The 25,082-nt window shown below is 40.0% G+C and carries 25 protein-coding genes; 14 read left to right on the top strand and 11 right to left on the bottom strand.

Going from position 1 to position 25,082, the window contains the following annotated elements:
- The first annotated feature begins 9 nt into the window (after positions 1–9).
- From BK583_RS16180 to BK583_RS16130, 12 genes are all read left to right on the top strand, one after another.
- On the top strand, positions 10–708 hold the full coding sequence (locus BK583_RS16180; protein WP_055735658.1) for a hypothetical protein: 699 nt from the start codon (positions 10–12) through the stop codon (positions 706–708).
- Between the two features lie 151 nt (positions 709–859).
- Positions 860–2,926: a BglG family transcription antiterminator gene (locus BK583_RS16175; RefSeq protein WP_055735659.1), complete on the top strand. Its 2,067-nt coding sequence runs from the start codon at positions 860–862 to the stop codon at positions 2,924–2,926.
- A 20-nt stretch (positions 2,927–2,946) separates the two neighbouring features.
- The gene (locus BK583_RS16170; protein ID WP_055735660.1) at positions 2,947–3,423 is read left to right on the top strand and encodes a PTS sugar transporter subunit IIA; all 477 of its coding nucleotides are present in this window, start codon (positions 2,947–2,949) and stop codon (positions 3,421–3,423) included.
- A gap of 1 nt (position 3,424) precedes the next feature.
- The gene (locus BK583_RS16165; protein WP_035394863.1) at positions 3,425–3,709 is read left to right on the top strand and encodes a PTS sugar transporter subunit IIB; all 285 of its coding nucleotides are present in this window, start codon (positions 3,425–3,427) and stop codon (positions 3,707–3,709) included.
- A 67-nt stretch (positions 3,710–3,776) separates the two neighbouring features.
- Positions 3,777–5,036 carry a galactitol-specific PTS transporter subunit IIC gene (locus BK583_RS16160; protein WP_038477596.1) on the top strand — a complete coding sequence of 420 codons (1,260 nt, stop codon included), beginning with the start codon at positions 3,777–3,779 and terminating at the stop codon, positions 5,034–5,036.
- Positions 5,037–5,069: 33 nt separating this feature from the next.
- Complete coding sequence (locus tag BK583_RS16155) at positions 5,070–6,107, top strand: zinc-binding dehydrogenase (RefSeq protein ID WP_055735661.1); 1,038 nt, start codon at positions 5,070–5,072, stop codon at positions 6,105–6,107.
- Positions 6,108–6,169: 62 nt separating this feature from the next.
- Positions 6,170–6,328: a hypothetical protein gene (locus tag BK583_RS20855; RefSeq protein ID WP_166740270.1), complete on the top strand. Its 159-nt coding sequence runs from the start codon at positions 6,170–6,172 to the stop codon at positions 6,326–6,328.
- A 3-nt stretch (positions 6,329–6,331) separates the two neighbouring features.
- The gene (locus BK583_RS16150; protein ID WP_055735662.1) at positions 6,332–7,390 is read left to right on the top strand and encodes a galactitol-1-phosphate 5-dehydrogenase; all 1,059 of its coding nucleotides are present in this window, start codon (positions 6,332–6,334) and stop codon (positions 7,388–7,390) included.
- A gap of 426 nt (positions 7,391–7,816) precedes the next feature.
- Positions 7,817–9,409: a ribosomal protection-like ABC-F family protein gene (gene abc-f / locus BK583_RS16145; RefSeq protein ID WP_055735663.1), complete on the top strand. Its 1,593-nt coding sequence runs from the start codon at positions 7,817–7,819 to the stop codon at positions 9,407–9,409.
- 343 nt (positions 9,410–9,752) lie between these two features.
- The gene (locus tag BK583_RS16140) at positions 9,753–10,760 is read left to right on the top strand and encodes an ABC transporter substrate-binding protein (RefSeq protein WP_055735664.1); all 1,008 of its coding nucleotides are present in this window, start codon (positions 9,753–9,755) and stop codon (positions 10,758–10,760) included.
- 74 nt (positions 10,761–10,834) lie between these two features.
- Positions 10,835–11,710 carry an ABC transporter permease gene (locus BK583_RS16135; protein ID WP_309546732.1) on the top strand — a complete coding sequence of 292 codons (876 nt, stop codon included), beginning with the start codon at positions 10,835–10,837 and terminating at the stop codon, positions 11,708–11,710.
- Positions 11,707–12,936 carry a quaternary amine ABC transporter ATP-binding protein gene (locus tag BK583_RS16130; RefSeq protein ID WP_038477611.1) on the top strand — a complete coding sequence of 410 codons (1,230 nt, stop codon included), beginning with the start codon at positions 11,707–11,709 and terminating at the stop codon, positions 12,934–12,936. Before BK583_RS16135 ends, BK583_RS16130 begins: the two co-directional genes overlap by 4 nt.
- 252 nt (positions 12,937–13,188) lie before the next feature.
- Here BK583_RS16130 and BK583_RS16125 read toward each other — a convergent pair whose 3' ends face one another.
- The 6 genes from BK583_RS16125 to BK583_RS16100 form a co-directional block, all read right to left on the bottom strand.
- Complete coding sequence (locus BK583_RS16125) at positions 13,189–13,659, bottom strand: PaaI family thioesterase (protein WP_055735665.1); 471 nt, start codon at positions 13,657–13,659, stop codon at positions 13,189–13,191.
- Positions 13,660–13,943: 284 nt separating this feature from the next.
- A complete protein-coding gene (locus tag BK583_RS16120; protein ID WP_055735666.1) occupies positions 13,944–14,870 on the bottom strand; it encodes a S66 peptidase family protein in 927 nt (308 codons plus the stop codon).
- 80 nt (positions 14,871–14,950) lie between these two features.
- Entirely contained in the window at positions 14,951–15,601 is a 651-nt protein-coding gene (locus BK583_RS16115) for a hypothetical protein (protein ID WP_055735667.1), read from the bottom strand.
- A gap of 16 nt (positions 15,602–15,617) precedes the next feature.
- Positions 15,618–16,229: a response regulator transcription factor gene (locus BK583_RS16110; RefSeq protein ID WP_038477621.1), complete on the bottom strand. Its 612-nt coding sequence runs from the start codon at positions 16,227–16,229 to the stop codon at positions 15,618–15,620.
- Positions 16,226–17,344: a sensor histidine kinase gene (locus BK583_RS16105; protein WP_038477624.1), complete on the bottom strand. Its 1,119-nt coding sequence runs from the start codon at positions 17,342–17,344 to the stop codon at positions 16,226–16,228. Before BK583_RS16105 ends, BK583_RS16110 begins: the two co-directional genes overlap by 4 nt.
- Positions 17,345–17,537: 193 nt before the next feature.
- The gene (locus BK583_RS16100; RefSeq protein WP_038477627.1) at positions 17,538–18,503 is read right to left on the bottom strand and encodes an alpha/beta hydrolase; all 966 of its coding nucleotides are present in this window, start codon (positions 18,501–18,503) and stop codon (positions 17,538–17,540) included.
- Positions 18,504–18,704: 201 nt separating this feature from the next.
- Here BK583_RS16100 and BK583_RS16095 point away from each other — a divergent pair, with 201 nt between their 5' ends.
- Positions 18,705–19,301, top strand: coding sequence for a GNAT family N-acetyltransferase (locus BK583_RS16095; protein ID WP_055735668.1), 597 nt, complete (start codon positions 18,705–18,707; stop codon positions 19,299–19,301).
- Between the two features lie 31 nt (positions 19,302–19,332).
- On the opposite strand, the gene BK583_RS16090 is transcribed toward BK583_RS16095, so the two are convergent.
- The 5 genes from BK583_RS16090 to BK583_RS16070 all read right to left on the bottom strand — a co-directional run bounded on the left by BK583_RS16090 (position 19,333) and on the right by BK583_RS16070 (position 24,027).
- On the bottom strand, positions 19,333–19,719 hold the full coding sequence (locus BK583_RS16090) for a TIR domain-containing protein (RefSeq protein WP_055735669.1): 387 nt from the start codon (positions 19,717–19,719) through the stop codon (positions 19,333–19,335).
- 89 nt (positions 19,720–19,808) lie between these two features.
- Positions 19,809–20,960 carry a 2-methylaconitate cis-trans isomerase PrpF family protein gene (locus tag BK583_RS16085; protein ID WP_055735670.1) on the bottom strand — a complete coding sequence of 384 codons (1,152 nt, stop codon included), beginning with the start codon at positions 20,958–20,960 and terminating at the stop codon, positions 19,809–19,811.
- Between the two features lie 12 nt (positions 20,961–20,972).
- Positions 20,973–21,407, bottom strand: a complete 435-nt coding sequence (locus BK583_RS16080; protein WP_055735671.1) for a tripartite tricarboxylate transporter TctB family protein — start codon at positions 21,405–21,407, stop codon at positions 20,973–20,975.
- The gene (locus BK583_RS16075) at positions 21,404–22,897 is read right to left on the bottom strand and encodes a tripartite tricarboxylate transporter permease (RefSeq protein ID WP_055735672.1); all 1,494 of its coding nucleotides are present in this window, start codon (positions 22,895–22,897) and stop codon (positions 21,404–21,406) included. Before BK583_RS16075 ends, BK583_RS16080 begins: the two co-directional genes overlap by 4 nt.
- Before the next feature lie 14 nt (positions 22,898–22,911).
- Positions 22,912–24,027 (bottom strand): Bug family tripartite tricarboxylate transporter substrate binding protein, encoded by a 1,116-nt coding sequence (locus tag BK583_RS16070; RefSeq protein ID WP_055735673.1) that lies wholly within the window; start codon positions 24,025–24,027, stop codon positions 22,912–22,914.
- 142 nt (positions 24,028–24,169) lie between these two features.
- Here BK583_RS16070 and BK583_RS16065 point away from each other — a divergent pair, with 142 nt between their 5' ends.
- Positions 24,170–25,039, top strand: coding sequence for a LysR family transcriptional regulator (locus BK583_RS16065; RefSeq protein WP_055735674.1), 870 nt, complete (start codon positions 24,170–24,172; stop codon positions 25,037–25,039).
- Positions 25,040–25,082 lie beyond the last annotated feature (43 nt).

Genomic DNA, 25,082 nt, shown 5'->3' with positions numbered 1-25,082 from the left:
AAAGAAGAGATGAGCGAGTTACATCTTAAACAGATAAGTGAGGAACAAATAGAAGCCTTACTCCGATTGCAGGAAATAGTCTTTATGAATCTTAAACAGAAAGATCAACTCTCCACACTTACGAAGGAAGAATTTAAACGAATACTAACAGGTGAAGGCTATATGGTTGGTGTGTTTTGTAAGGAACAGCTTATCGCCGCTAGAGCCCTTCTAAAACCGAGAAGTGAGGAGTCCGAACATCTGGGACTTGATGCAGGCTTAACGAAAGACCAATTGAATCAAGTCGTATATCAAGAGATTTCACTTGTTCACCCTGAATTTAGGGGGAACCGTCTCCAACAGAGAATGGGCAATTGGTTGATGCAGAATCTTGTTAATGAAGGGAGTTCATACTCGTTCATTTGTGCAACGGTAGCCCCCACCAATTTAGCTAGTTTAATTGATAAGTTCAAACAAGGGCTTGAAGTGGTTGCGTTAAAAGAGAAGTACGGAGGAAAACTTCGATTTGTTTTTTTAAAAGACCTCAATGATACATCTAACTTTACCGTTTTAGAGGAGAAGGAAGTAGAATTGACGGCACTAGAGGAGCAACGCCATTTACTACAGGAGGGCTATCGAGGGAATGAATTAAAAAATGAGGATGGACGACGCTATAGAATTCGTTATCAATTAAGAAGTAAGAACGAGAGCGGTTTTAACATGTTGTAACCAGGTTCACCATTTTCAAGTTTTGGTTAAAGTTGGAATTTGGTTTGTAAAACACAATGATGTACAAAATAAGTTCGATAAGTTGGGATGAAAGCGCATACTTTCCTTTGAGGATCGGTGCTACAATCACATTAAGAAAGGAGGGATTGCATTGGCACTGAATGATCGTAGCCAAAAAATTCTCAATGAGATCATCAGTAATAGGCAAATAACAAGCGGCGTATTAGAGAAAAAACATGATTTAAGTCGACGCCAGCTTGGTTATACCATTCAGAAGATTAATGAATGGCTTGTATCTGAAGATCTGCCTGAGATAGAACGAACAAGGCAAGGTCATTTCATTGTTGATCAGTCTGTTTTTTCAACATTATCACGCCAACCAGCGAGTGTAACAAACACAACACAGGATCAAGGGTTTCTAACGGAAGAACAGCGATGCCACTACATTCTGTTTATGTTACTCGCTAGTGAAGAGGAATTATCGTTATATCATTTTCAATCGGAGTTAGGATACAGCAAGAATACCATTCTTCATGATTTAAAACGTGTCCAAAATCGATTAAAAGACCATAACCTTGATATTCATTATTCACGTCGAAACGGCTATCGTTTAAAAGGAAAAGAGCTTCATATACGGAAGCTGCTCATCTATTTAGTCGATATAGCTGTGCATTCTAGTCAAGATACGACATGGTTGGAAGATGTAGCAAGTATAAAAAAAGAAGAAATTGAAGAGTTAAAAAGAAGAATTGATAGAGTGGAGAAACGTTTAGGTATTCGCTTTACAGATGAAAAATTGTTAGCTATGCCGTACATTTTTCTTCTCGTTTTAAAACGGATTACAAGTGGCTGTGGTCTTGAACCTTTTTCAATTGAATATGAAGAGCTATCCGATACAAAGGAGTATCAGGCAACGGAGTTTATTTTTCAAAACATGACAGACGTACCTAAGCAGGAGCGGCTATTTATAGCCCTACACCTTCTTACCGCAAATGTCCATTGGGCAGATTTAATAGTAGAGGATGATTCTATTCCTGATTTACTACCAGCCCTTTCGACTATGTTACGGTCCTTTGAAAAAAGCGCCTGTATTTATTTACAAGAGCGTGAAATGTTGTTGAAAAAACTTGTTCAGCATACAAAACCAGCGTATTATCGAATCCGCTATCAATTGACGGAGATAGAGACGGTTCAGAATCCGTTTAGCGTTGAATACCGGGAATTGCACCATCTTGTTAAACGTAGTTTAGGTCCTCTTGAAGAGCTGTTTGGCAAAGAGATTCCTGAGACAGAGGCCATCTACTTAACGATGCTCATTGGTTCTTGGATGACGCGTCAAGGTGAGAGCATTTCCAAAAAAACAAAAGCGATTGTCGTTTGTCCACAAGGCGTTTCTGTATCTCGCTTAATGTTAAAAGAATTAAAAGAACTCTTTCCAGAGTTTATCTTTCTTGATTCCTTGTCTGTGAGGCAATTCAATGTCTATGAATTATCGTATGACATTATCTTCTCCCAAACGCCTTTAGCAACCGATAAGCTGGTATATGTGACAAAAGCCTTTTTGAGTCGAGAAGAAAAGCATCGGTTAAAGCAACAAGTGATGCAAGATATTCACGGTTACAAGCCGATGACGATTCAAATTGATCAATTAATGGACATGATTAGCGGCTACGCTACTATTGAAAATGAAAGCGATTTAAAAGAAGCGCTTCATGCATATTTTTTTCCAGAAGATCGTAAAGCGTATCGGGACGAATCCTTTCAGAATGGACTAGAGACTTTTTTAACAACAGACATGATACAGCAAGAGGATACTGTACCGAATTGGGATGAAGCCTTAAAGCTTGCGGCTAAACCCCTTATTGAAAAAGGAATTGTAGAACCTCGCTATGTTGATGCGCTTGTCGCCAATAAAGATCGTGATCCTTATATTATCATTGGACCAGGTTTAGCGATTCCACATGCGGCACCAGAAGAAGGTGTTATCCAAACAGGAATGAGTCTATTGCAGTTAAAAACACCTGTTCATTTTTCAGAAGAAGAACAGATAAGAGTGTTAGTTGTTATCGCTGCTAAAGACAAACATCAACATATTCGAGCATTAAGGCAGCTCATAAAGCTTGCCGCTACAAAAAAAGACCGGGAATTATTTTTAACAGCATCGTCGATAAAAGACATAGAAACGATGATTATGGCTTATTCGATGGATGAGGAGTAGAGAACAGAGGTGAAATCGTAATGCGTTTAGATGAATCAACGATCTTACTCGATATTGAGGCAACGGATCAGGAAAGCGTTTTAAAGCAAATGGCAGACAACCTTGTTCGTGAAGGACTTGTAAAAACAAGTTTCGTTCAAGCGATTATCGCACGGGAGAAAGAGTATCCGACGGGCTTGCCTACTGCTGGAGTGGCAGTTGCTATTCCTCACACAGATGTCGAACACGTCAATGAAAAAAGCATTAGCATTGGTCGCTTAAAAGAGCCGGTTCTGTTTGGGATGATGGGTGGCGATCCTTCTGAGCAAGTGGAAGTTAAGATTGTATTTATGCTAGCTATGAAGGAAGCGCATGCGCAATTATCGCTTTTACAACAATTGATGCAGTTGTTTCAAAATGAACGTAAGCTTATGCAACTTGTTCATGCAGCATCAAAAGAAGAAGTGAAAAAATTAATAGATGACAGTCTAGAATTGACTGCACAAGGAGGAAATTAGTATGGCAAAGAAAAAAGTATTGGTCGCATGTGGCGCAGGTATTGCAACATCAACGGTGGTTAATAGTGCAATTGAAGAAATGGCAAAGGAACATAAAATTCCAGTTGATTTAGTACAAATTAAAATTTCCGAAGTAGGTGCGCATCGTGATACAGCCGACCTACTTGTCACAACAGCAATGACTCAAACAGAATACCCGTTTCCTGTCATTAATGCCCGTTCTTTCTTAACAGGTATTGGAACCGATAAAACGAAACAAGAAATTTTAGACGCGCTAAAGGCGTAAAACAAAGAAGAATGAAAGCGGAATTTCTACCATTTAGAAATTCCGTTTACTTAAAGGAGGACCGACCATGGATGGATTTGTTAACTTCATTCAAGGATTTTTAGACTTAGGTGCAACGGTTATTCTACCGGTTGCTATCTTTATTCTCGGATTAGTATTTGGACAAAAGCCAGGTAAAGCATTTCGTTCAGGTTTAACCATTGGAATTGCTTTTGTAGGTATATTTCTTGTTGTCGACTTGCTTGTTAATAACTTAGGACCAGCTGCTCAAGGAATGGTTGATCGGTTAGGTGTTGAATTAAACGTTATTGATGTAGGGTGGCCAGCTTCTTCATCTATTGCATGGGCATCAGTCGTTGCTGCATTTATTATTCCACTAGGGCTTGCAGTAAACGTTATTATGTTAGTCACAAAAACAACGAAAACAATGAACGTAGATATTTGGAACTTCTGGCATTATACATTTACAGCAGCAATGGTTTATGTACTATCAGGAAACATTTTCATCTCATTACTATCTGCTATTCTATTCCAAGTTGTTTGTTTAAAAGTAGCAGATTGGACAGCACCGATGATGAGCAAATTCTACGATTTACCAGGTGTATCCATTGCAACAGGTAGTACGATCTCATATGCGCCAGGAATCTTTCTTGTAAAAGGGTTACAAAAAATTCCTAAAGTTAAAGATTGGAACGCCGATCCTGAATCCATTGAAAGACGATTTGGTATTTTAGGGGAATCAATGTTCATTGGCCTTGTGCTAGGTGCAACGATTGGTGCATTAGCTGGTTACAGCGTTGGTGAGATTGTTGAGATTGGTATTGCAATGGCAGCCGTTATGGTCTTAATGCCACGTATGGTGAAGATCTTAATGGAAGGCTTATTACCAGTATCTGAATCAGCACGCGAATGGTTAAATAAACGTTTTGGTGATCGAGAAATTTATATTGGACTAGACGCAGCTGTAGCACTAGGACATCCGGCTGTTATCTCAACTGCCCTTATCCTTGTTCCAATTACAGTGGCAATGGCAGTATTGCTTCCAGGCAACGCGCTTTTACCATTTGGTGATTTAGCAACGATTCCATTTATTGTAGCTTTCATCGTTGGTGCTGCCCGCGGAAATATTGTGCACTCTGTTATCGTTGGTACCGTGATGATTGCCATTTCATTATATATCGCGACAGATATGGCACCTCTCTTTACAACGATGGCGCAAGATGCAAGCTTTAATATGCCTGCAGATTCAGCCATGATATCAAGTATTGACCAAGGTGGAAACATCGTGAACTGGATCATTGTTAGATTTTTCGGTCTGTTTTATTAACGGAACGGACTGCTATTAGGAGGATGAACCACTATGAAGGCACTGGTTAAAACAGATCACGGATTCGGGAACTTAGAGATACAAGAAAAACCAGAACCTATACCAGCGGCAGAACAAGTGAAAATTAAAGTACGATATGCGGGTATTTGTGGAACCGATCTTCATACGTATGAAGGACATTATAAAGTGGGTGTTCCTGTTACACTGGGACACGAATTTTCTGGGGATGTGGTTGAAGTAGGCGAAGCAGTTACATCAGTCGCTGTAGGCGATCGTGTGACCTCAGAAACAACGTATTCCATTTGTGGGGAATGTGCCTATTGCCAGACGAAAGATTACAACTTGTGTAGTCGACGAAAAGGGCTTGGCACTCAACAAGATGGCGGTTTTACGAACTACCTTATCGCACGAGAAGCGAGCGTACACAAACTACCTGAGGGAGTCGATTATAAGGCGGCATCAATGACAGAACCACTGGCTTGTACGTATCATGCCGTTGAGAAAACGGAAGTTAAACCAGGAAATATCGTCGTCGTTCTTGGTCCAGGAGCCATTGGGTTGTTAACTGCTCAAGTAGCAAGAAGTAAAGGTGCCAAGGTTATTATTACTGGTTTAAATAGTGATAAGATTCGTTTAGAAAAAGCGAAGGAACTTGGAATTGATTATGTCGTAAATATTCAAGAAGAGAACTTGAAAGACGTTGTTGATAGCATAACTGATGGGTACGGAGCGGACATTGTGTATGAGTGCTCAGGAGCAGTACCTGCAGCGAAGCAAGGGCTCGATCTTCTTCGGAAAAAAGGACAATATTGTCAAGTTGGCATCTTTGCGACGCCGGAAATACCATTTGACTTAGAGAAGATTGTTCAAAAAGAGATTCGTGTGGTTGGCACAAGAAGTCAGAAGCATGCAGATTGGCAGCCATCCCTTGAATTATTAAACCGAGGAGATGTCAATGCAAAAGCACTTGTGACCCATGAATATAACATCACCCAGTGGGAAGAAGCTTATCAAGCCATCAAAAGTGGCGAGGCGATTAAAGTATTACTCACTCCTGTGGAAGAGGGATAACGACAATACGAGGAAGGAAGAGCTTGCTCTTCCTTCTCCCATAATGGATGGAGGAAACAAAGATGACAGATATGTTTTTAGATTTTATGCTTGGACCAATGCGAGGAATCGGTGATTTTTATTTTGAACATCAGATGGTTTTCAACACAGTGGTTGTTGGGATCGCGCTGTTTGCTCTTATTCGAAAGCGTAAAGGAAAACAAGCAAAGGAGCAATCATAGAGGATGGAGTCTTTAAAATTATATGGTGTTCAAGATATTCGTTATGAAGAGGCTCCAATGCCGACGCTTGTTCATAGCGATGATGTACGCATTAAAATCTCAACTGTTGGTATATGTGGATCAGATTTGTCTCGTTATAAAAAACTCGGTCCATACGTTCCTGGTACGATTTTTGGTCACGAGTGTACAGGTATCATTGTGGAAACTGGTTCATCTGTTTCGCATCTTCAAAAAGGGATGCGTGTAGCCGTTTGTCCAACCTTTCAATGTGGCACGTGTCATTATTGTCAAATAGGAGAACCAAGTAGGTGCAGCTCTTTGCACGTTGTTGGTGCTAAGCAGGATGGTGCCTTTGCGGAATATATTGTTTTGCCTTCCACTCAAGTACTTCCTTTACCAGATGAGGTTGATGACGAAACGGCTGCACTTATTGAACCGTCGGCAGTAGTAGCACACGGTTTCTATCGCACGAACATTCAGCCTGGTGCAACGGTGGCAATAATGGGTTGTGGTAGCATAGGACTGTTAGCGATTCAATGGGCAAAAATCTTTGGAGCACGTCAAATCTTTGCGATTGATATTGATGATGAAAAGCTAGAGATAGCGCAACGTATGGGGGCAGATGTGCTAGTTAATTCAAAAGAAAAATTAGCTCATGAACAAATACGAGCGTTAACAGGTGATTTAGGTGTAGATGTTGCAATTGAATCAGCAGGATCTCCTATTACGTCAGCTCAAGTGCTGGCTCTCCCTAAAAAGGGAGGAGAAGTGGTTTATTTAGGCATTCCTTATGGAGATGTGCCAATTGAACGCTTTTATTTTGAACAGATTGTGCGAAATGAGTTAAGTATACATGGATCTTGGAATGCGCTCTCTGCCCCTTTCCCTGGTCGAGAATGGCAAGCAACGATTCATTATATGAAAACAGGCGCCATAAATGGTGCTCCAATGATTAGTCATCGACTTCCCCTCAACGAAGGACCTGACGTATTTAAGAGAATGACTTCTGGAGAAAAGGGCTTCGTAAAAGTTTTGTTTTATCCGCAAGCACAAACGATTTAGTAAGCTGTACAAGCACTGATGTAGAAACGCCCAAAGCGGTGTAAGGGTATATCTTTGTATGGAAAAGGGATCTTATCGAACAAGGTAAGATCCCTTTTCATTATCGGATTTTTCCACGTTACCAAAAAGAGCAATTGACAAAGCGTTTTGCCTATGGCATTATTAGAGCCATCTTATAAGAAAGGAAATTGGTGCCTAATACAATGAAGCAGTAATCGAGTCGACCCAACGTAATGGAATAATCATTTATTCACTCGAATGAGAGTTGGATATTTTTTTTCATGAACGTTAGAGTAGGATTCGTCTGTCTTCATAGATTAGGGTGAAAAAATGCAACCGCCACTAGAAACGGTGGGGTAGTGTCTTTTTGTTGACTAATTTCTTACGGGCGAACTCTCTCTAACTATACTAGAGGGGGTTTTTTGTATGTTATTGCTACAAACAACAAAAATAGAAAAACAGTTCGGTGCCAGAGTCATTTTAGATAGTGAACCATTATTTATTTATAAAGGCCAACGCATTGGATTAGTTGGTAAGAATGGTGCTGGAAAGACAACATTGTTGCACGTTCTAGCAGGCTATAGTAAAGCAGATTTTGGGCAAGTAACTCATTATGAAAAAACAGCCTATATTCCACAACTTCATCAGCAGTCAGCTTCATTATCACCGAAAGAAGCAAATCAATGGCAAGTGTCAGCACACGCTCATAAAAGTGGAGGAGAGCAAACACGAGCAAGAATTGCCAAAGCCCTTGAAGCAAATGCGTTGCTGCTACTAGCAGATGAGCCGACTAGTCATTTAGATTTGGAAGGGATCGAGCAACTTGAACAAGTATTTACCTCATTCTCAGGAGGTCTTTTAGTTACGTCACATGACAAAACATTCCTTAATAATGTGTGTACGTCAATTTGGGAGATTGAAGATGGAAAAATAAACGTATATGAGGGGAACTATGACGCCTATCAAGCTCAAAAGCAAAAAGAATTAGACGAAGCGCACAAAGCCTATCAATCGTATCAATCTGAAAAGAATAGGCTCTTACAAGCTGCACAACAAGCACAGCGTCGTTCCGATCAGATTAAAAAGGCACCGTCAAGAATGGGGAATTCTGAAGCACGTTTGCATAAGCGTAGCAGCAATGTTCAAAAAGCAAAAATAAACCGGGCAGCTGAGGCAATGGTAACACGAGCAAATCAACTGGAAAAGAAAGAAAAGCCAAAAGAAGAAACAAAGATTCAGTTTGACCTAAGTCGCTTTCCAATAGTTCATAGTAAACAGCTTGTTGAATTTAAAGCTTTTCAAGTGTGTATAGAGGGACGATTTCTGAAGGAAGTGAATGGGGTTGTGCCAGCAGGTAGTCGTATTGCCATTTTAGGAAAAAATGGATCAGGAAAATCGACGCTTTTACAGCAAATTGAGCGTCGGCAAATGACAATTGCTAAGCCAGCAAAGCTAGGCTATTTCTCACAGCACCAGCACGATATTTTAGATGATGAAACGATTCTTGAGAATGTAGGGAAAGGCAGTCCTTATTCAGAAACATTTATTCGAACCGTCTTATCTCGGTTAGCTTTTAAACGAGAAGACGTTTTTAAAAAAGGAATGGACTTGAGTGGTGGTGAGCGAGTTCGTACTGCTTTAGCAAAAGTGTTTTTAAGTGATGTAAACCTTTGGCTTTTAGATGAGCCAACGAATTATCTGGATCTAACGACGAAAGATTCTCTTAAAGAAGTGATGAATCAATTTCCAGGTACCATCCTCTTTGTTACACATGATCGGACATTAGTGGAGGATGTTGCGACCCATCAGCTATCCTTCGATGATAAACACGCAAAGATTCGGGAGGTTACTAGAGAGGAGGAAGAATTAGAAAAACCAGACGAGTCTTTATTGACCATCGACTTTAAACTATCAGAGCTGTTGTCACGTTTATCAACTGTGACAGATGAGAGCGAGAAGAATCAATTAGACCAGCAATTTCAAGAACTGTTAAAGAAAAAGCAAGCATTGAAAAGGTAGCTATAGTCAGAGACGAAGCAATCAGTTAGTGTTGTTTCGTCTTTTTTGGTTTAACTTCGACAAAATCCGGGAAAGGGTACCCACGATCTCGTTTAGAGAATTTTTGAAAAAAAGGAGGTTAAAGTCGAATCGTGTCGTAAATGATTGAATCATTGATGATTTGTAAGGGAAAAAAGCCCTACTATTCAATCTCCCCTGTATATGACGGAAAACTCTATAAAACACAAAAAAATCAAGTTTGTGAATAAGTAAACGCTTCACTATAATAAGAAGCAATCTATGCAATCTTAATAGCATCAACACCTATACAAGGTGGAAAATAAAATAAAAAAGGGGTAAATAAATGAAAAAGAAAAGTTTAGGTACGAGTGTAAGTCTAGTAGCGGCAATCGCCCTGCTGTCGGCATGCGGTGATGGCGCTGACAGTGCAAATGAACTCTCGGTCATTACGTTTGCCGATGCAGGGTGGGAGAGTATTCGAATTCATAATGCTATCGCTCAGACTATTATTGAAGAAGGATATGAAATGGATACAGATACAACAATGGGATCTACTGCAGCAACTGTACAAGGGTTACGTGATGGTGATATTAATGTCTATATGGAAGTATGGACAGATAACATTCGAGACCTTTACGATGAATCCATTGAATCAGGCGACATCATTGAAGTATCAACAAATTTTGATGACAATGTTCAAGGCTTATACGTTCCAACCTATGTCATTGAAGGAGATGAAGAAAGAGGGATCGAGCCTTTAGCGCCAGATTTACGTCGAGTGGATCAGCTTGTGGACTATCCAGATGTTTTTCCTGACCCAGAGGATTCTTCTAAGGGACGAGTGTTGAACGCTCCAAGTGATTGGGCGATTTATGATGATATCTCAACGAAATTCGAAACATACGAACTTGGTGAAACGTTTAATTTGTTCGCCCCTGGTTCAGATTCAGGTATGGTAACAGATTTAGTGCGAGCTTATGACGCTGGTGAAGGTTGGGTTGGTTATTACTGGGAACCAACTGGCATTACAGCGAAGTACGATCTAACATTACTTGAAGAAGATGAATACAATCAAGATCAATGGGAAGAAGACCGTTCGACTGAATTTCCGCCAAACGATGTAACGGTTGCTGTGAATCAACACCTTCCAGACCAAGCACCTGATGTTGTTGAATTTCTTGAAAATTACGAAACGAGCAGTGCTTTAACAGAAGAAGCATTACTATATATGGAAGAAGATGGATTGACTGAGGAAGAAGCAGCTATGCGTTGGTTAGAAGAGCATGAAGACGTATGGACAAGTTGGTTACCAGATGATATCGCTGAAAAAGTAGTTAATGCGATTAAATAAAGAAGCGGCTAGCTGTACGCTAGCCTGCTTAGTGTTTTCGAATTTTCCGAAACGAGGTGAATGGATACACCAACGTGTATCGTGAGACGATGAACAATTTTCCAGATATTCGTTTAAATCTAGGGGACTATATCGATGCATTTATTAGCTGGCTAACAGAAGCCGGTGCAGGTGTATTTGATTTTATTTATTTTATAAGCGTCAATACCATTAACGGTATAAATGATTTCCTCGACTTATTTCCATGGTGGCTATTTATATTCATTGTGATTGCACTTGGTTGGTTTTTTCAAAAATGGAGTTCTGGTCTCATCTATGGTGCTTTTATTTTTATCATTGGCGCATTTGGGCTATGGTCTGAAATGATGACGACTTTAGCCATCATAATAGCCGCTGTCTTAATATGCTTAATTATAGGAATTCCACTCGGTATTATCATGGCCTTTAGTCATCGTTTTTCAATCGTGATGCGTCCTATACTTGATGCCATGCAGACGATGCCAAGTTTTATTTATCTAATCCCAGCTATCTTCTTTTTCGGACTTGGGAATGTATCGGCTATTTTCGCAACGATTATTTATGCAGTACCGCCAGTTGTGCGTTTAACTGAATTGGCTATTAGAGGCGTCAGTCCTGCAATGGTTGAATCTGCTCAATCGTTCGGCTCTTCAAAAGCTCAAACATTATGGAAAGTGCAACTGCCGCAAGCCGTTCCAACGATTATGGCTGGTGTAAACCAGACGACTATGATGGCACTAGCGATGGTTGTTATTGCTTCGATGGTTGGAGCAGGTGGATTAGGAGCACAAGTACTAGTAGCCATTAATCGCGTTGACATTTCACTAGGTGCAGAGGCGGGACTTAGTATTGTATTTCTTGCCATTATCATTGACCGAATGACAAATGGATTTGCAAATAAAATTCAAAGACATAGGAGAGTGACGTCATGACCATTCAAATTTCACTTAAGAATGTCTCAAAAATCTTTGGACCAAAGCCGAAATCTGTGATTCCTATGATTAAACAAGGGATGACAAAGGAAGAAATACTAGCAAAAACAAACCATACTGTTGGTGTTTATGATGCTTCTATGGATATAAAGAAAGGAGAGACCTTTGTTATTATGGGTCTTTCTGGAAGTGGTAAATCAACGCTCATTCGATGCTTTAATTTATTAAACAAACCTACAGATGGAGAAATTGTATTAGATGGAGAAAACATTGTCGCTTACTCAAACAGCCAATTAAAAAAAGTACGTCAAAATAAAATCGCAATGGTTTTCCAGCATTTTGGACTGTTCACCCATCGAACCATTTTATCAAATGTCGAGTATGGATTAGAAATTAAACAAATGCCTAAAGCAAAAAGGCGCGAAATTGCGATGAAAAATATCGAAATCGTAGGGTTAAAGGGGTATGAACATAAGTATCCAGACGAGCTATCAGGAGGCATGCAGCAACGGGTAGGGCTTGCTCGAGCATTAACAAATGACCCTGACATTTTATTGATGGATGAACCGTTTAGTGCACTTGACCCACTCATTCGTAGAGAGATGCAAAGTGAGCTTCTTGACATTCAAGAACGCCTTCAAAAGACGATTATTTTTATTACCCACGACGTAAATGAAGCCTTTAAAATTGGTGACCGAGTAGCCGTTATGAAAGATGGAAAAGTAGTTCAAATTGGAACCCCAGAAGAAATTATGGAAAGCCCTGCAAATGATTATATTTCCGAATTCATAAAAGACATTGACCGTTCAAAAGTGTTTCAAGCCTCACATATTATGATGAAACCAAACGCGGTGGTATCTGTAGAAGACGGTTTGAATGTGGCAGTAAAAGAAATGAAGCGAAATGGGCTATCAAGTGTCTTTGTTGTTGACGATCATCAGTTGTTAAAAGGCATTCTTACAATCGATCAAGCTATTAAAGGCATTAAAGAAAAGAAAGCTTTAAGTGACGTTATGTCAAAGGATATTCAACGAGTTAGCAAAGATTGCTATGTGACGGACTTAATACCTAAAGCACTAACATCTGCTTTTCCGTTAGCTGTGGTTACAGAGGAAGGGCAATTAGAAGGGATTATTTTGCGAGTGCATGTATTATCTGGATTAATCTCTGAAGAAGTAGACGAAACAGAAGAGTACCATCCAAGAGAAGAATTAAGCCCGGTATAAGATCAAAAAGAGGCTGGGACAAAAGTAGATAGACAGACCAAAATGACGAACATTCCTGAAAATAGGAACGTTCGTCGTTTGTTTTATATGAACATAAGCGGAAGGAGAATCCGAAGACTCCTGGGGGATCAGCACGTGTCTGAAGACTCTGGAGTGGCGGTTTTCCACGGAGGAGGCTGAGGCCGTGTCCCCGGAAAGCGAAGGATTCTCCTGTAGCGGTGCTACTCAGCATATTTTAGACTATTCCTCTTTTCAAATACTACTTTTATTTATGTCCCAGCCTCTTTTTTTGTTGCTAGTTAACTTTTTTTTCCTTACAGATACAGTACAACGCGAAATACAGATGGTTTCTCCTTCTTCATTTGTTAGTTCAATATGCCAGACCATTGTAGAGCGACCTTTGTGAAAAGGAGTGGCTGTGGCAATAAGGAGACCGTCAGCCATAGTACGAATATGATTCGCGTTTATTTCCATACCAAAACAAACATGGGTTTCTTGATCAATGTTAATGGCTGTAGCAATAGAAGCGGCTGTTTCGGCAAGCACAACAGAGGCGCCACCGTGGAGAACCCCATAGGGCTGATGCACATTTGGCCCTACTGGCATGGTCATAACGACTTTATCTAGGGAAATCTCCTTATATGTAATGCCAAGATGTTCAATTAAGGTATTCTTTGCAAGTTTGCTTAGTTGTGAAAGTTGATCGTCAGTAAAAGTAGTCATGTCTAGCCTCCATTCTATTTTTAAAGCGCTTACATAAAAGTATACAGAAATTGGCTCTATGAAGAAAGAGGTTTACTAACGTATGAGGTTACGAGTGATTAGTTTAAAAAGCAATTTGAGACATTATAAGGATCTTAGACCATACCTGCATAGTGAGTTCACTGCTGTTGCTGAAAAAAGAAAGATGAATCTAGCCCAAATTAGAAGTCCCTTTTTTATAGGTAGGGAGGGTATTCACAGGGCCTATTCACCTTTCGTTTCGCTGTCTCAGCCGTGTTTTTTTATTAGCGGTCGGCTACAGTATTATCTAGGACGGTAATGGTTCCATTGGTACCATCAACTCGAACATTCGCACCAATAGGTAATGTTCCTTTGTAATAATTGTGCGCCGATTGAACATTGGTCACTAAAGGTTTGCCTAAAGGGACAATAAACGTTTCGATTAAGTCTTGGTAACTTGTATTGTAGGAAACTGGACAATCAGTACATGTCCCCATCAGAATAGCTTCACAATCCTCAAATTTCCCTGCTGCTTCTAAGTGAGCTAAATAGCGATAAATCGTATTCGTTGCTTCGTGTGTATCTTCAAGAAAGATGACTTTTCCCCTCGTATTGATTTCATAAGGTGTACCCAACGAATCAACAAAAGACGTTAAATTACCGCCAATGAGTTCACCTGTTCCGACTCCATCAACCTTTCCTTGCAAAGGTATCCCAGGGGGGTTGAGGAATAAGTATGGCGCATTCCCATTCATTGTCGCTGAAAAAAATTGATCAAAATTATAAGCCGGTGTACTATCACGAAAATCAATTAAAAGTAACCCTTGAAATGTAATAAGATTGGCAAATTGATAGAGTGCATTTAAAAGGATTGTTATATCACTGTAGCCAGAAATAATCTTAGGATTATCGCGAATTTGTGTGAAATCAAGATAAGGGATCATACCTGCGACGCCTACCCCCCCTCGGGTTGGCAATATCCATTTTACGTCTGGATTTAACACCATACTCATAAAGTCATTCGCTCTACTCTCGGCAGACCCAGCTAAAAATCCTGTTCGATTAAACACACTTTCGCCTAAAAGGGTGTTAAAACCAAGCTGTTCTAAATAATCAATTCGAGTACGAATGGTGTCAGCTGAAAGTGGACTACCTAACGTAACAATACCTACCGTGTCACCTTGATTGAGTCGTGGCGGCGCAATGCTCATGTGTTGATTTCCCTCCTCGTATCGCTTCTATAATGAAGTATATGGATCGAGAGAAGAAATAGACAGACAAAATAAGACTGCTAAAACGTTTTTGTCTTTTGTGGAAAAAGGGTGTATGACCATGAATAGATCATATCGACGACAAAGACAATGCCCCAAATCATGGAAATACTATAAATGGTTTCATTTGGATAGGGGGTAGATTGAATCGGTGTCTCCCCGTTTAACCAGGACCAATCTTGAAGATAAGAAAAGGCTTCAACAATGGATTCTGTTCCTAATGAAAAGAAAATCACTTGTGCACTTAAGAAAATACCGATATGAATAAAAGCAGTATGTCGATAGTGCTTTGCTTTGTATGCGGGATCTTTTTGTTTTTCAACTGCGCGATGATCGTCAGCCGTTAGTAAGTTGACTCCACGCCATTGACCAATTTTTTTCTTCATCCAACGATCAAGTTTTCGAAAATCTTGGTAACCAAAAGTAACGGCGTAAAGAACAAAGATGGTAATAATAATTTGTAAAGAAGAGATTTCTCCTGTTTCTCGATAAAGTAACCAAGCGAGTACCGCTTCTAAAACCGTAATAAAAATAAATAAAAATATAAAGAGAGTGCTTAAGGCTTTGCGGTTGAACCAATATCGTGTTAAACCGAACAACAACAGACAAAGTAAAGAGAGAACCTCTAGAGTAATAAAAACAATTCCTCCATAGTTCACAATTAAACTCATTCCAACATAACTCCTTTCATGATGTTAACCAACCTTTCTCATTTGCTTTTTGCGCTGCTTCAAATCGATTTGTTGTTTGTAATTTTTGCATAGCAGTAGATAAATAATTTCGGACAGTACCAATAGACAGAAAGTGTTCTTTTGCCATCATTTCGGTCGTTTTCCCAATCAATATGGAAGATAGTAGTTGTTGTTCCCGCTCTGTTAAAGGATTGTGTTGAAGTTGAAACAATTGCTGGTGAAGTGCTTGTGAAACAACGGTGTCACCCCTGTACACCCGACGTATGCCATGAACAAGATCTTCAATCGCTTCATCTTTTAGCAAATAGCCATTTACACCAATTCGCATGGCAGATTCGATATAGCCTGCACGAGAAAAAGTGGTAAGTAACGCAATTTTACCGTTAAAACCAATGTCTTTCAGTTTAGCTGCTGTTTCAAGACCTGTTCCTTCTGGCATTTCAATGTCCATTAAGAGAACATCTACCTTTTGAATGATGGGAGATGCTAGTACCTCTTTTCCAGTCCTAGCTTGACCAATGACGTTCATATCGGCCTCTAAATGAATGAGAGAAGTTAATGCATCCCTCAGAATCGTTTGATCCTCAGCAATGAAAATGTGAATCATAGAGCGTTCCCTCCTTTATCAATTATTGGCAAGAGTAGAGTGATCGTAACACCATTCCCAGTGGTAGGTTGATTCCATTCGCTTTTCCCATTAACGAAAGCCATTCGTTCTTGAATAGATTGTATACCTGTGCCATCAAGATCTCGTTCTTGCGGCAGTCCAACGCCGTCGTCTTTTATTTCACACGTCAGGGTAGCATCTTTTAGTGAAAAATGGACATGAACGCGATCGGCTCGACTATGCTTGTAACAATTTAACAGAGCTTCTCGAATGCTAAGCGCTAGCATGGACTCTGTTACTTCTGATAACTGGGGAATGGAGTGCTGACCAGTAATGAAGTAGTTGATATAGGTTCCTTTGAAAAGTGAATCACCGTGTAGTAGTTCATCTTGAATGCGTATGTGCTTTAATTCTGATACTACCTCTCGTACTTGTTTAGAAGCACCCTTTATTTCCTCTAGCACAGCTTTCATTTCAAGTTTTGCTCGTTTCGAGTCTTGATCCATTAGGCGAATGGCTAGCTCACTTTTAAATTTAATCACTGCCATGGTATGACCAAGAGTGTCATGTAGATCCCTTGCTATTCGGTTTCGTTCTTCTTCTTTAATTAGGGACTCAATTTCTTTATTAACAACAGCTAGATCCCTCTCCAAACTTTGTGTACGCTTAATCATTCGAATAACGTATGGTAATGCTAGCTGAAGAAAGAGAAAGGGGAAGAACATCGTTGTAAGAAAAGCAAAAGGGTCCCCATAGGAAATGCTAGATACGGTTACGTAACTCAATACCAATCCGATTTGGGTAAGCAAAATATAGGGTGTAATCTTTACATTCCCGCTGGCATCTGAAAAAACAAATAAGTAGATAAGCAGATTTGGACTTGTTTGAATAGCTAAAAAGGTGAACAGCAAAATGCCTAGTAAACTACTTAGAACATGTAGCCACTTCTTGAAGTTCAATGTGATAACATATAAGAAGAGGATAAGGATAAAGGCAAGTATGCGAATGAAATAAGAAAGTTCAGACTCATCTTGAAGCAAGATAAACAATAAAAAAGCAAATATACTTAAGTCTAAAAAAAATAATTTGAGCTGATTACGCGGGTAAAAAAACAAAAGCAAGCCATCCTCTCTAGGGTCATCATTCACTCCTTTTAGTATAGCTTGAGTATCAGTATAAAATGTAGCTTTAAGTGAAACTAGACACGGCTGTCATTAAAAATAAATGACATGTGTCATTTAAGTGGTTGAATGAATTTTATGAGAAAATGAAAACAAAACCTTGTTCACCAATTAGGTCAACAAGGTTTTAAGAAAAGTATATCGGATCAGAAATAAATGGTTCATGCTTAATGAAATGACGGTCTAGAAAGTTCAATACCCGTTCTTCGTATTCACTTTCGAAATGAAAGTAACTACGGATATGTCCGCCTTTTTCAGGGAGCCAAAGTTCGCTTCCAGAAGCACTCTGATGAATAGCTTCAGATTCGGAATAAGGAATGGCGCCGTCTTGCATAGAGTGAATCAGAAACAACCCTTTATCTTCTGGATACGACTGAGCAGCGTATAACGGGGTGACATCAGTTGGGTTAAACCCAGGTACCATGACACCGATGGCACGAGTGGTTCCTGTTGCAAATGATTTTGGTAACCCAGTCCAATATTGAAAACTTTCAGCAGCATATTCACTTAAGTTGGCAAAGGGAGAGTCCGCAATAACCGCCTTCACTTGTTCAGACTCTGCTCCTGCCATAATGGAAGTTACGGCGCCCATAGACCAACCCATCAAGGCGATATCCTCTACTTCGTATGTGTCACTTACATAATCAATGGCGCTTAATAAGTCTGTTTTTTCATTCCCACCAAATGTTGTCGGTGCTTGCTCAGACATACCTGAGTTTCGAAAATCAAACATAAACACGTGGTACCCTTCTTTATTTAGGCGGCTGGCTAATTGTAGTGGGCTAAATGGCATTTCAGTACGATTGTATCCATACCCATGAGCAAAAATGACAGCTTTATCCGTATTAAACAAGGAATTATGCTCCGATGGAATCCACCAACCACTTAAGGAGATTTGGTCAAATTTATTTGAGAATTGAACTTCCTCATAGGCAAGATCGTAATGACTAGGATTGCTTTCAAGGAGTCGGATTGCTGGATTCGTTGCTTTATAGCCAACGAACACAAGTGCACCTGACAATAGGACGAGTAGAGCCGCAAAGGTGGTGACAGCGTTCATTAGCCAACTTTTAAAATTGAGGCGTTTCTTCATCCTTTCCACTCCCTAGATGTAGTTCGTTCTTTAGATGGTTTAGAGATAACCAGTTTACTAGATTGGATTGTAGCATTATTATACGTGCTTCGAAAGTTGATTACAAATGCTATCAAATAAATTAATCCTGAGAAAACCCGCTTTTTAGCGATCAGAACGTGAGATTACATTTTCATAACAAGAAGAAATGGAGAGAATGCAATGGAGCGACAAGAACGAGAAAGTGAAAAATCGAATCAAACCTTACCGAACGAGTCGAATCGACAAACTCAGTCTATCCGAACAGTCCAAGAGGAGTTGAAATTAGAAAGACTTCGCAAAGAACATGAAACAACGTTATATTCGTTTGAACAATCGAATCGCATATATTTTGAAACGATGGTACCGAGTCGCGGAGAAACCTTTTATCAAAAAGAAGTATTTCGTCATAGCTTAGTGCAATTATTAAAGGAAGAGGAAAGAGGGCAAGGTCTTTTCTATCTGATTTTCAACAAGGAAGGAACACTTATTGGTCGTCTTAATCTAACGATAAGTGGTGAAACGGCAGATGTAGGGTATCGGATAGGAGAAGCATTTTCAGGTCGAGGTTATGCTAAAAAAGCCCTTGCGTTAGCAATAGAAGAAGCGCAGCGTCATCTTCATTTGCAAAAACTAACAGCGAAAACCACTTCGGCTCATATAGCGTCTCAAACAGTACTAGTAAAAAACGGTTTTTATGAAGTAAGGCGTGACAAAGAAATATTTATGTGGAAAGGGAAGGAACAGCAGTTTGTTTACTACGAGCGATTATTAACCTAGCTAAAGTACCTTAAAAAAGGAAATGGGCTCGTTACGTTGAACGAACCCATTCGTCAATAATGGCAGGAAGATCGTTTAGCTCACTTTCACGATGTGTAACACCGCTAAGATAATAGAACGTTGAAGGGTCGACGACTGTTCCTGGGGGAGAGTAAATCAAAATCGGCTTATGATGTGCAAGCGCAAGCCCTAATTCCACATGGCTCCCCTTTCCTGCAGGCAATAGTAAAATAAAAAAATCGGCTCGTTCAACAGCTTGCTTTTCAAGCTCGCCAATCGCTTTTAACTCATGAACTTCTGAGGCACGCTGGTGCTGAGTCCAGTCGTATGTTTGCGTGTAGCCAAGCTTTTTTAAAGAAGTAGCTAGCATGCGGACAGCTTCCACGTTACGAAACGATGATGCCAAGTAAAATCTCATCAGAACACCCCTTTAGAACAAATGATAGATGTTGACCCTAAGGGCGTCAATGTAAACAAGTGCTATTCATCCTAACATAACAGACAAGCTCATGAGGACTGCCAAAAAATAGAACGAGGGACATACGTATAGCCTTCCATTAACCTTCGAGACGTTCGTGCAACAGCAGCTTGTTTAATAATCGGCTCTCCATATTCCTGTTCTTCCACTTCTGCAGAAAACCCCATCGTGCCAGACGGATGACCAATCGTTATACTGGAGGATGGTTTAGCATGATTCACATCTGCTACTACAGTCCCTTTTAGCTTCGAGGCGATAGCCGTGCATAAACCACCCGTTACAGGAAAGGCATGATGCATTTTTTGCATAGACATAGCACGACTAACAAATGAAACCTCATCTTTTCTAATCATCGCATTTGCTGTGGTTTGATACGCACATGGTTCACGTACAAGAATCAGCTTAGGGCTTGCTGGTGTAACCGCTGTTGCTTCATCTCTCTTTTTAACAAATCCGAGCAGTTTGGCACCCTCGCTCCGAATTTCTTCAAGCTGGTAAAGTTGCTCAACGGTTAATTGTGCCGGCAATTCAGTTCCCTTTAGCCCAATGGACTGAGCATGCATAAAAACAACAGCAGTCGTCACATCGAGAATGCTTACTTCAACATCTCCAGTTGAAATAGAGAGAGTGTCTTTGCGATTTCCTGTTGGAAACAGCGAGCCTGTTACGGCTCCCGCCGCGTGCTCGAATTCAAGCAAAATCTCGGCTCCAGTACCAGGAACACCATCAATGGAGAAATCACCTGTAAAAACAGATCGTCCATTAAAGACAGGAACATGAGCGATAATGATTTTATTTGTATTCGTATTGTAAATGCGAACCTTTGTAATTGGTTCGACTGGAGGAACGAGGCCTTCATCAATCGCATAAGGGCCAACGCCACTTAAAATGTTCCCGCAATTTGTCCCGTAATCAATTGTTTTTGTGCCAATTCCCACCTGTCCAAATGTATAAGCAATATCCGCATCCTCTCTTGTAGAGACCGATACCATTGCGAATTTGCTTGTTAAAGCATCTGCCCCACCTAATCCATCTATTTGGCGCTTATCATTTCCATAGATCGAAAGAATGACTTGGTCACGAACAACGGGATTGCTAGGTAGTTCATGTTCTAATATATAGACACCTTTACTTGTGCCTCCTCGTATGATGGCTGCACGGATACGTTCAAATTCTCTCACATCTATCACTCCTTAAAAACCTAGAATATTTGTTGGCCAATAAACACCGAGCAAACGGCTGGCAGTGGAAATAGCGACAAGCACACACACTACAGAAATGAGCGATTTCCACCAAACCATCGTTGTTTCTATGAGCAGAAAGCTAAGAATAAACAAGCTGGTTGCGATAAACATACCAAAGACGTAAATAACCCCGATATAACCAACGATCCAGCCGATGTATCGCAACGGTTTAATAAAAGCAATCCGTTCGTGTTCGTGACGATTTTTATTGTATTGAATTAGCAAAACGATAAGATAAATAATGGACAGTATGGTCCCGGCTACCGATACATAAAGTGGAAAAAACTGAGCAAGTCGAGAAAATTCTAAAGCAAGAATGGCGGCGCTCCCAAAGACAATGCAGAGAAATAGTGTAAAAACAATATTTAAAATGTCTTTATTCATAGCGACATATCTCCTCCTTTTGACTCAACGGATTTACTAAACCGTTTCATTAACATCCCTCCAGTTAAGAGAAAGGCGATAACAAGACCAATTCCAATAACAATAGGGTTTGTAAGCCATTCCCATCCATAGCGCTCAATGGAAATCCAATAGTATCTTTCAGCTGAAATCGCAAGGACAAACCCAATTAATAATGGAGGTCTTGGCCAGTCTAAAATGGTCATCATATAGCCTAATAGACCGATCGCGATAAAAACGATAATATCGCCCCATGAGAAATTAGATTGATAGGCACCTAGAATAAGCAACACAAGTAAAAACGGCACAATCTTTTCACTTGGAATAAAGCTAATTTTCGATATAGGTCGTATTAAAGCCATGCAAAGTAATGCCCCGAAAATATTTGCGAAAACAAGTGTCCAGACAATGGATAACGTAACAGGCAAGTCGGCACCAAGCATTCTTGGACCTGCTTCTAGTCCCATAAGTGTTAAACCACCTAACAGAATAGCGGTTGTCCCTGATCCAGGTATTCCAAATAATAAAGTAGGTACTAATGAGCCTCCTTCTTTTGCATTGTTCGCACTTTCTGGCGCAATCACTCCTCTTATATCCCCTTGACCAAAGGTATTGTTTTTGACTGTTTTTTGGGCAGCACCATAAGCAATCCAGTCGACAACACTACCTCCAAGACCAGGAACAAATCCAATTAATGTGCCAATAACAGCACTACGAAACACTAAAAACTTATTTCGAAGAGAGTCTATAACACCTTTCATAATTCCGCCTTTAATCGGTCGATTGTTTGTAATGCTTCCTTTACTTGAAAGCATTGTGATCATAATTGGAAAAGCGAAGATAGCAAGAGCTACGACAGGCAATGAAACACCATTCGATAAATACAAAGAACCAAATGTATAACGATACTCAGCCACGGCTGGCGCACTGCCAATAGAGCCTATTAAAAGACCGAGTAAGCCAGAAATGATGCCTTTAATAGGTGATTTTCCAGCGAGTAAACCAGCCATACTTAAGCCAAGCATGGTTAACATAAATAATTCTGGAGAGCTAAAAGCTGAAATTAATGGGCGGGCGAAAGGAATCATTAAGTATAAAGAAATCCCACCAACAACTCCACCTACCATTGAGCAAAAGAAGGATGCTCCCATAGCTCGAGAAGCCTGCCCTTGCTTAGCTAATGGATAGCCATCCATAATCGTAGCTTGAGAACCTGATGTACCAGGGATGCCAAGTAAGATAGAAGGAAAGGTATCACCAGTGTGTACAACGGCGACCATACCAATTAACAAGGCCATACCAACAAAAGGATCTAAACCGAATACGAAGGGAAGGAGTAAAGACATCCCAACTGTTCCACTTAATCCAGGGAGTAAACCGACAAAGATTCCAATAAAAATGCCTAAGAACATAAATCCAATACGTGATGGATGCAAAACAATCAGTAACGCTTCCCAAGCAGCCTCTAGCATGAACAGCACTCCTTTTACAGACGATTAACATCGACGTCATAATTTTCTAACAAAAACTCTCGTACCCAATTAATCGTACTTTCGTTGACGTCTAGCATCGCGTTAATGCGATCTTGTAAATCGTCTCCAATAAACGGTTGATAGTTCTCTAATATTTCTTCGGATTGGGCTTGAAACTGTTCGTCTTCTATTAAGGAAACCATGGAGGAGTGAAGCTCCTGTTTATGGGCTTCTGGTGCGTCATCATGAACCCAAACGGCTTTCTGTAAAGTAAATCCAGCACCGACAAATTGTTTGTATGCTTCCCAGGCCTCACCAGAGGGAACCTCATCATGTAAGTCAATGTACAGCTCTTCAATAGTAGGTAAATCTGGGAACTGAGGATCACGAATAAGCTCGCCATTTTCATCGATTTGACCAAGACTATAAAGGGGAACCGCTCTACCCTCTTCAACAAGTGGCACAACATTTCGGTTATAGGCAGTTGTGGTTTGATAATCAATATTGCTTTCACCTTGTTCAAAGGCTACGCGTGAAGGACCTTTCCCTTCATAGCCAAGAACGGCTTTCACATCTAAATTTAAAACCTCGAAAGAAAGAAGAGTGATAAGGTCTAAACCAGTTGGAGACATTCCTGCATAGAAAAGTTCTCCTGATGTCTTAACAAGTTCATGCACACCTTGAGCGGCTTTTTCCGGATTGGTGTAAACAACGCCACCTGATGGGGAACCAATAATCGGCGTCATATTCGATAAATCGTATTGAACCGATCCTTGACCGAGAATATAAGGAATATGGGATGATCCACTTGTTGTTAAAATGTTTCTGCCATTTGGTTTACGTGTTTGTGCATATTCGTTCGTACCTGTAATGCTGCCTCCTCCAGGAATATTCTCAACTTGAACACGAGGAGAGCCACTAATATGTTCCGAGAAATAGGGGGTCATAAACCGAGCAAATACATCAGTTCCTCCTCCAGCTTGAAAAGGAACAACAAAGGATATCACACTATCCTTGTATAAAGCGCCAGTTGTGGTTTGGTCACTTGCATCGTTTGCTTCTATGGTATTGCATGCGGTAAAGAGTAAACAGGATGAAACAATAAAAAATGGTAGGTATTTTGTCTTCACAGCTGAAACCCCCTTGAATTGGTTCTTGAATCGAATTGTAAGCGATTGCAAAACATAAGTAAAATAGTTGTATTTTATAAAACACTATAAATTTTTTCTATGAGCGGTATAATGAGGACAATTTAAAAAAGGAGTGAAAGTGTTGGATCAAAAAGATTGGCATCTCATACATGAGCTTTATAAAAATAAAAATATTACAAAGACAGCAGAAAAGTTGTTTGTTTCACAACCATCGATTAGCTATCGTTTAAAACGTATTGAGCAAGATCTAGGGGTTTCGCTTTTCTTTAAAACAAAAAAAGGGATTGGCTTCACATCTGAAGGGGATTATTTGGCACAGCAAGCACGTGACATGATTCAATCGTATCAGCAAATGAAAGATCAGCTGCTGAATATGCAAAATGAAGTGAGTGGCACGTTACGAATTGGTGCCTCTAGTAATTATGCACAATATTTACTACCACAAATGTTGAAAGCGTTTTCTGATCAATATGAAAATGTCCGGTTTCAAGTCCGGACGGGGTGGAGTACACAGATTCTGGATCTGTTGCAAAACGATGTGGTTCATGTAGGTATTCTTCGTAGTGATTTTTCATGGCCAGGCATCAAGTTGCTTTTGAAAGAAGAACAACTCGCGCTCATATCGAAAACGAAATTGAAGATTGAGAGCCTGCCGATGCAACCGTATTTAAGCTATCGAACGGATACGTCATTAACGGAGTCTATTAAATCTTGGTGGAATGACCGCTTTGAAGATCCTCCCTATACAGAGATGGATTTAGATCGATTTGAAACGTGCAAAGAGATGGTGAAACAGGGGTTAGGATACTCTATTGCTCCAATGATTTCTTTATCTGAAAAGGACCAACTGTATATTAAACCATTACATTTTAAAAACAAGAAGCCTGTTATTCGCCGCACATGGTTACTTGCCAGTGAAGAAGCTTCAAGATTAGCAGTTGTGGAACGCTTTATTCATTTTATACAGACGATGGAGCTAGATCATAAATAATTTTTATTGAAAATGCAAGAAAATTAATATTTTATTTCATGAT

This window comes from Shouchella oshimensis (assembly GCF_002019765.1).
GTDB lineage: Bacteria > Bacillota > Bacilli > Bacillales > Bacillaceae_D > Shouchella > Shouchella oshimensis.
The sequence above is the reverse complement of the archived record's forward strand: the minus strand, read 5'-3'. Positions and strand labels throughout refer to the sequence as shown.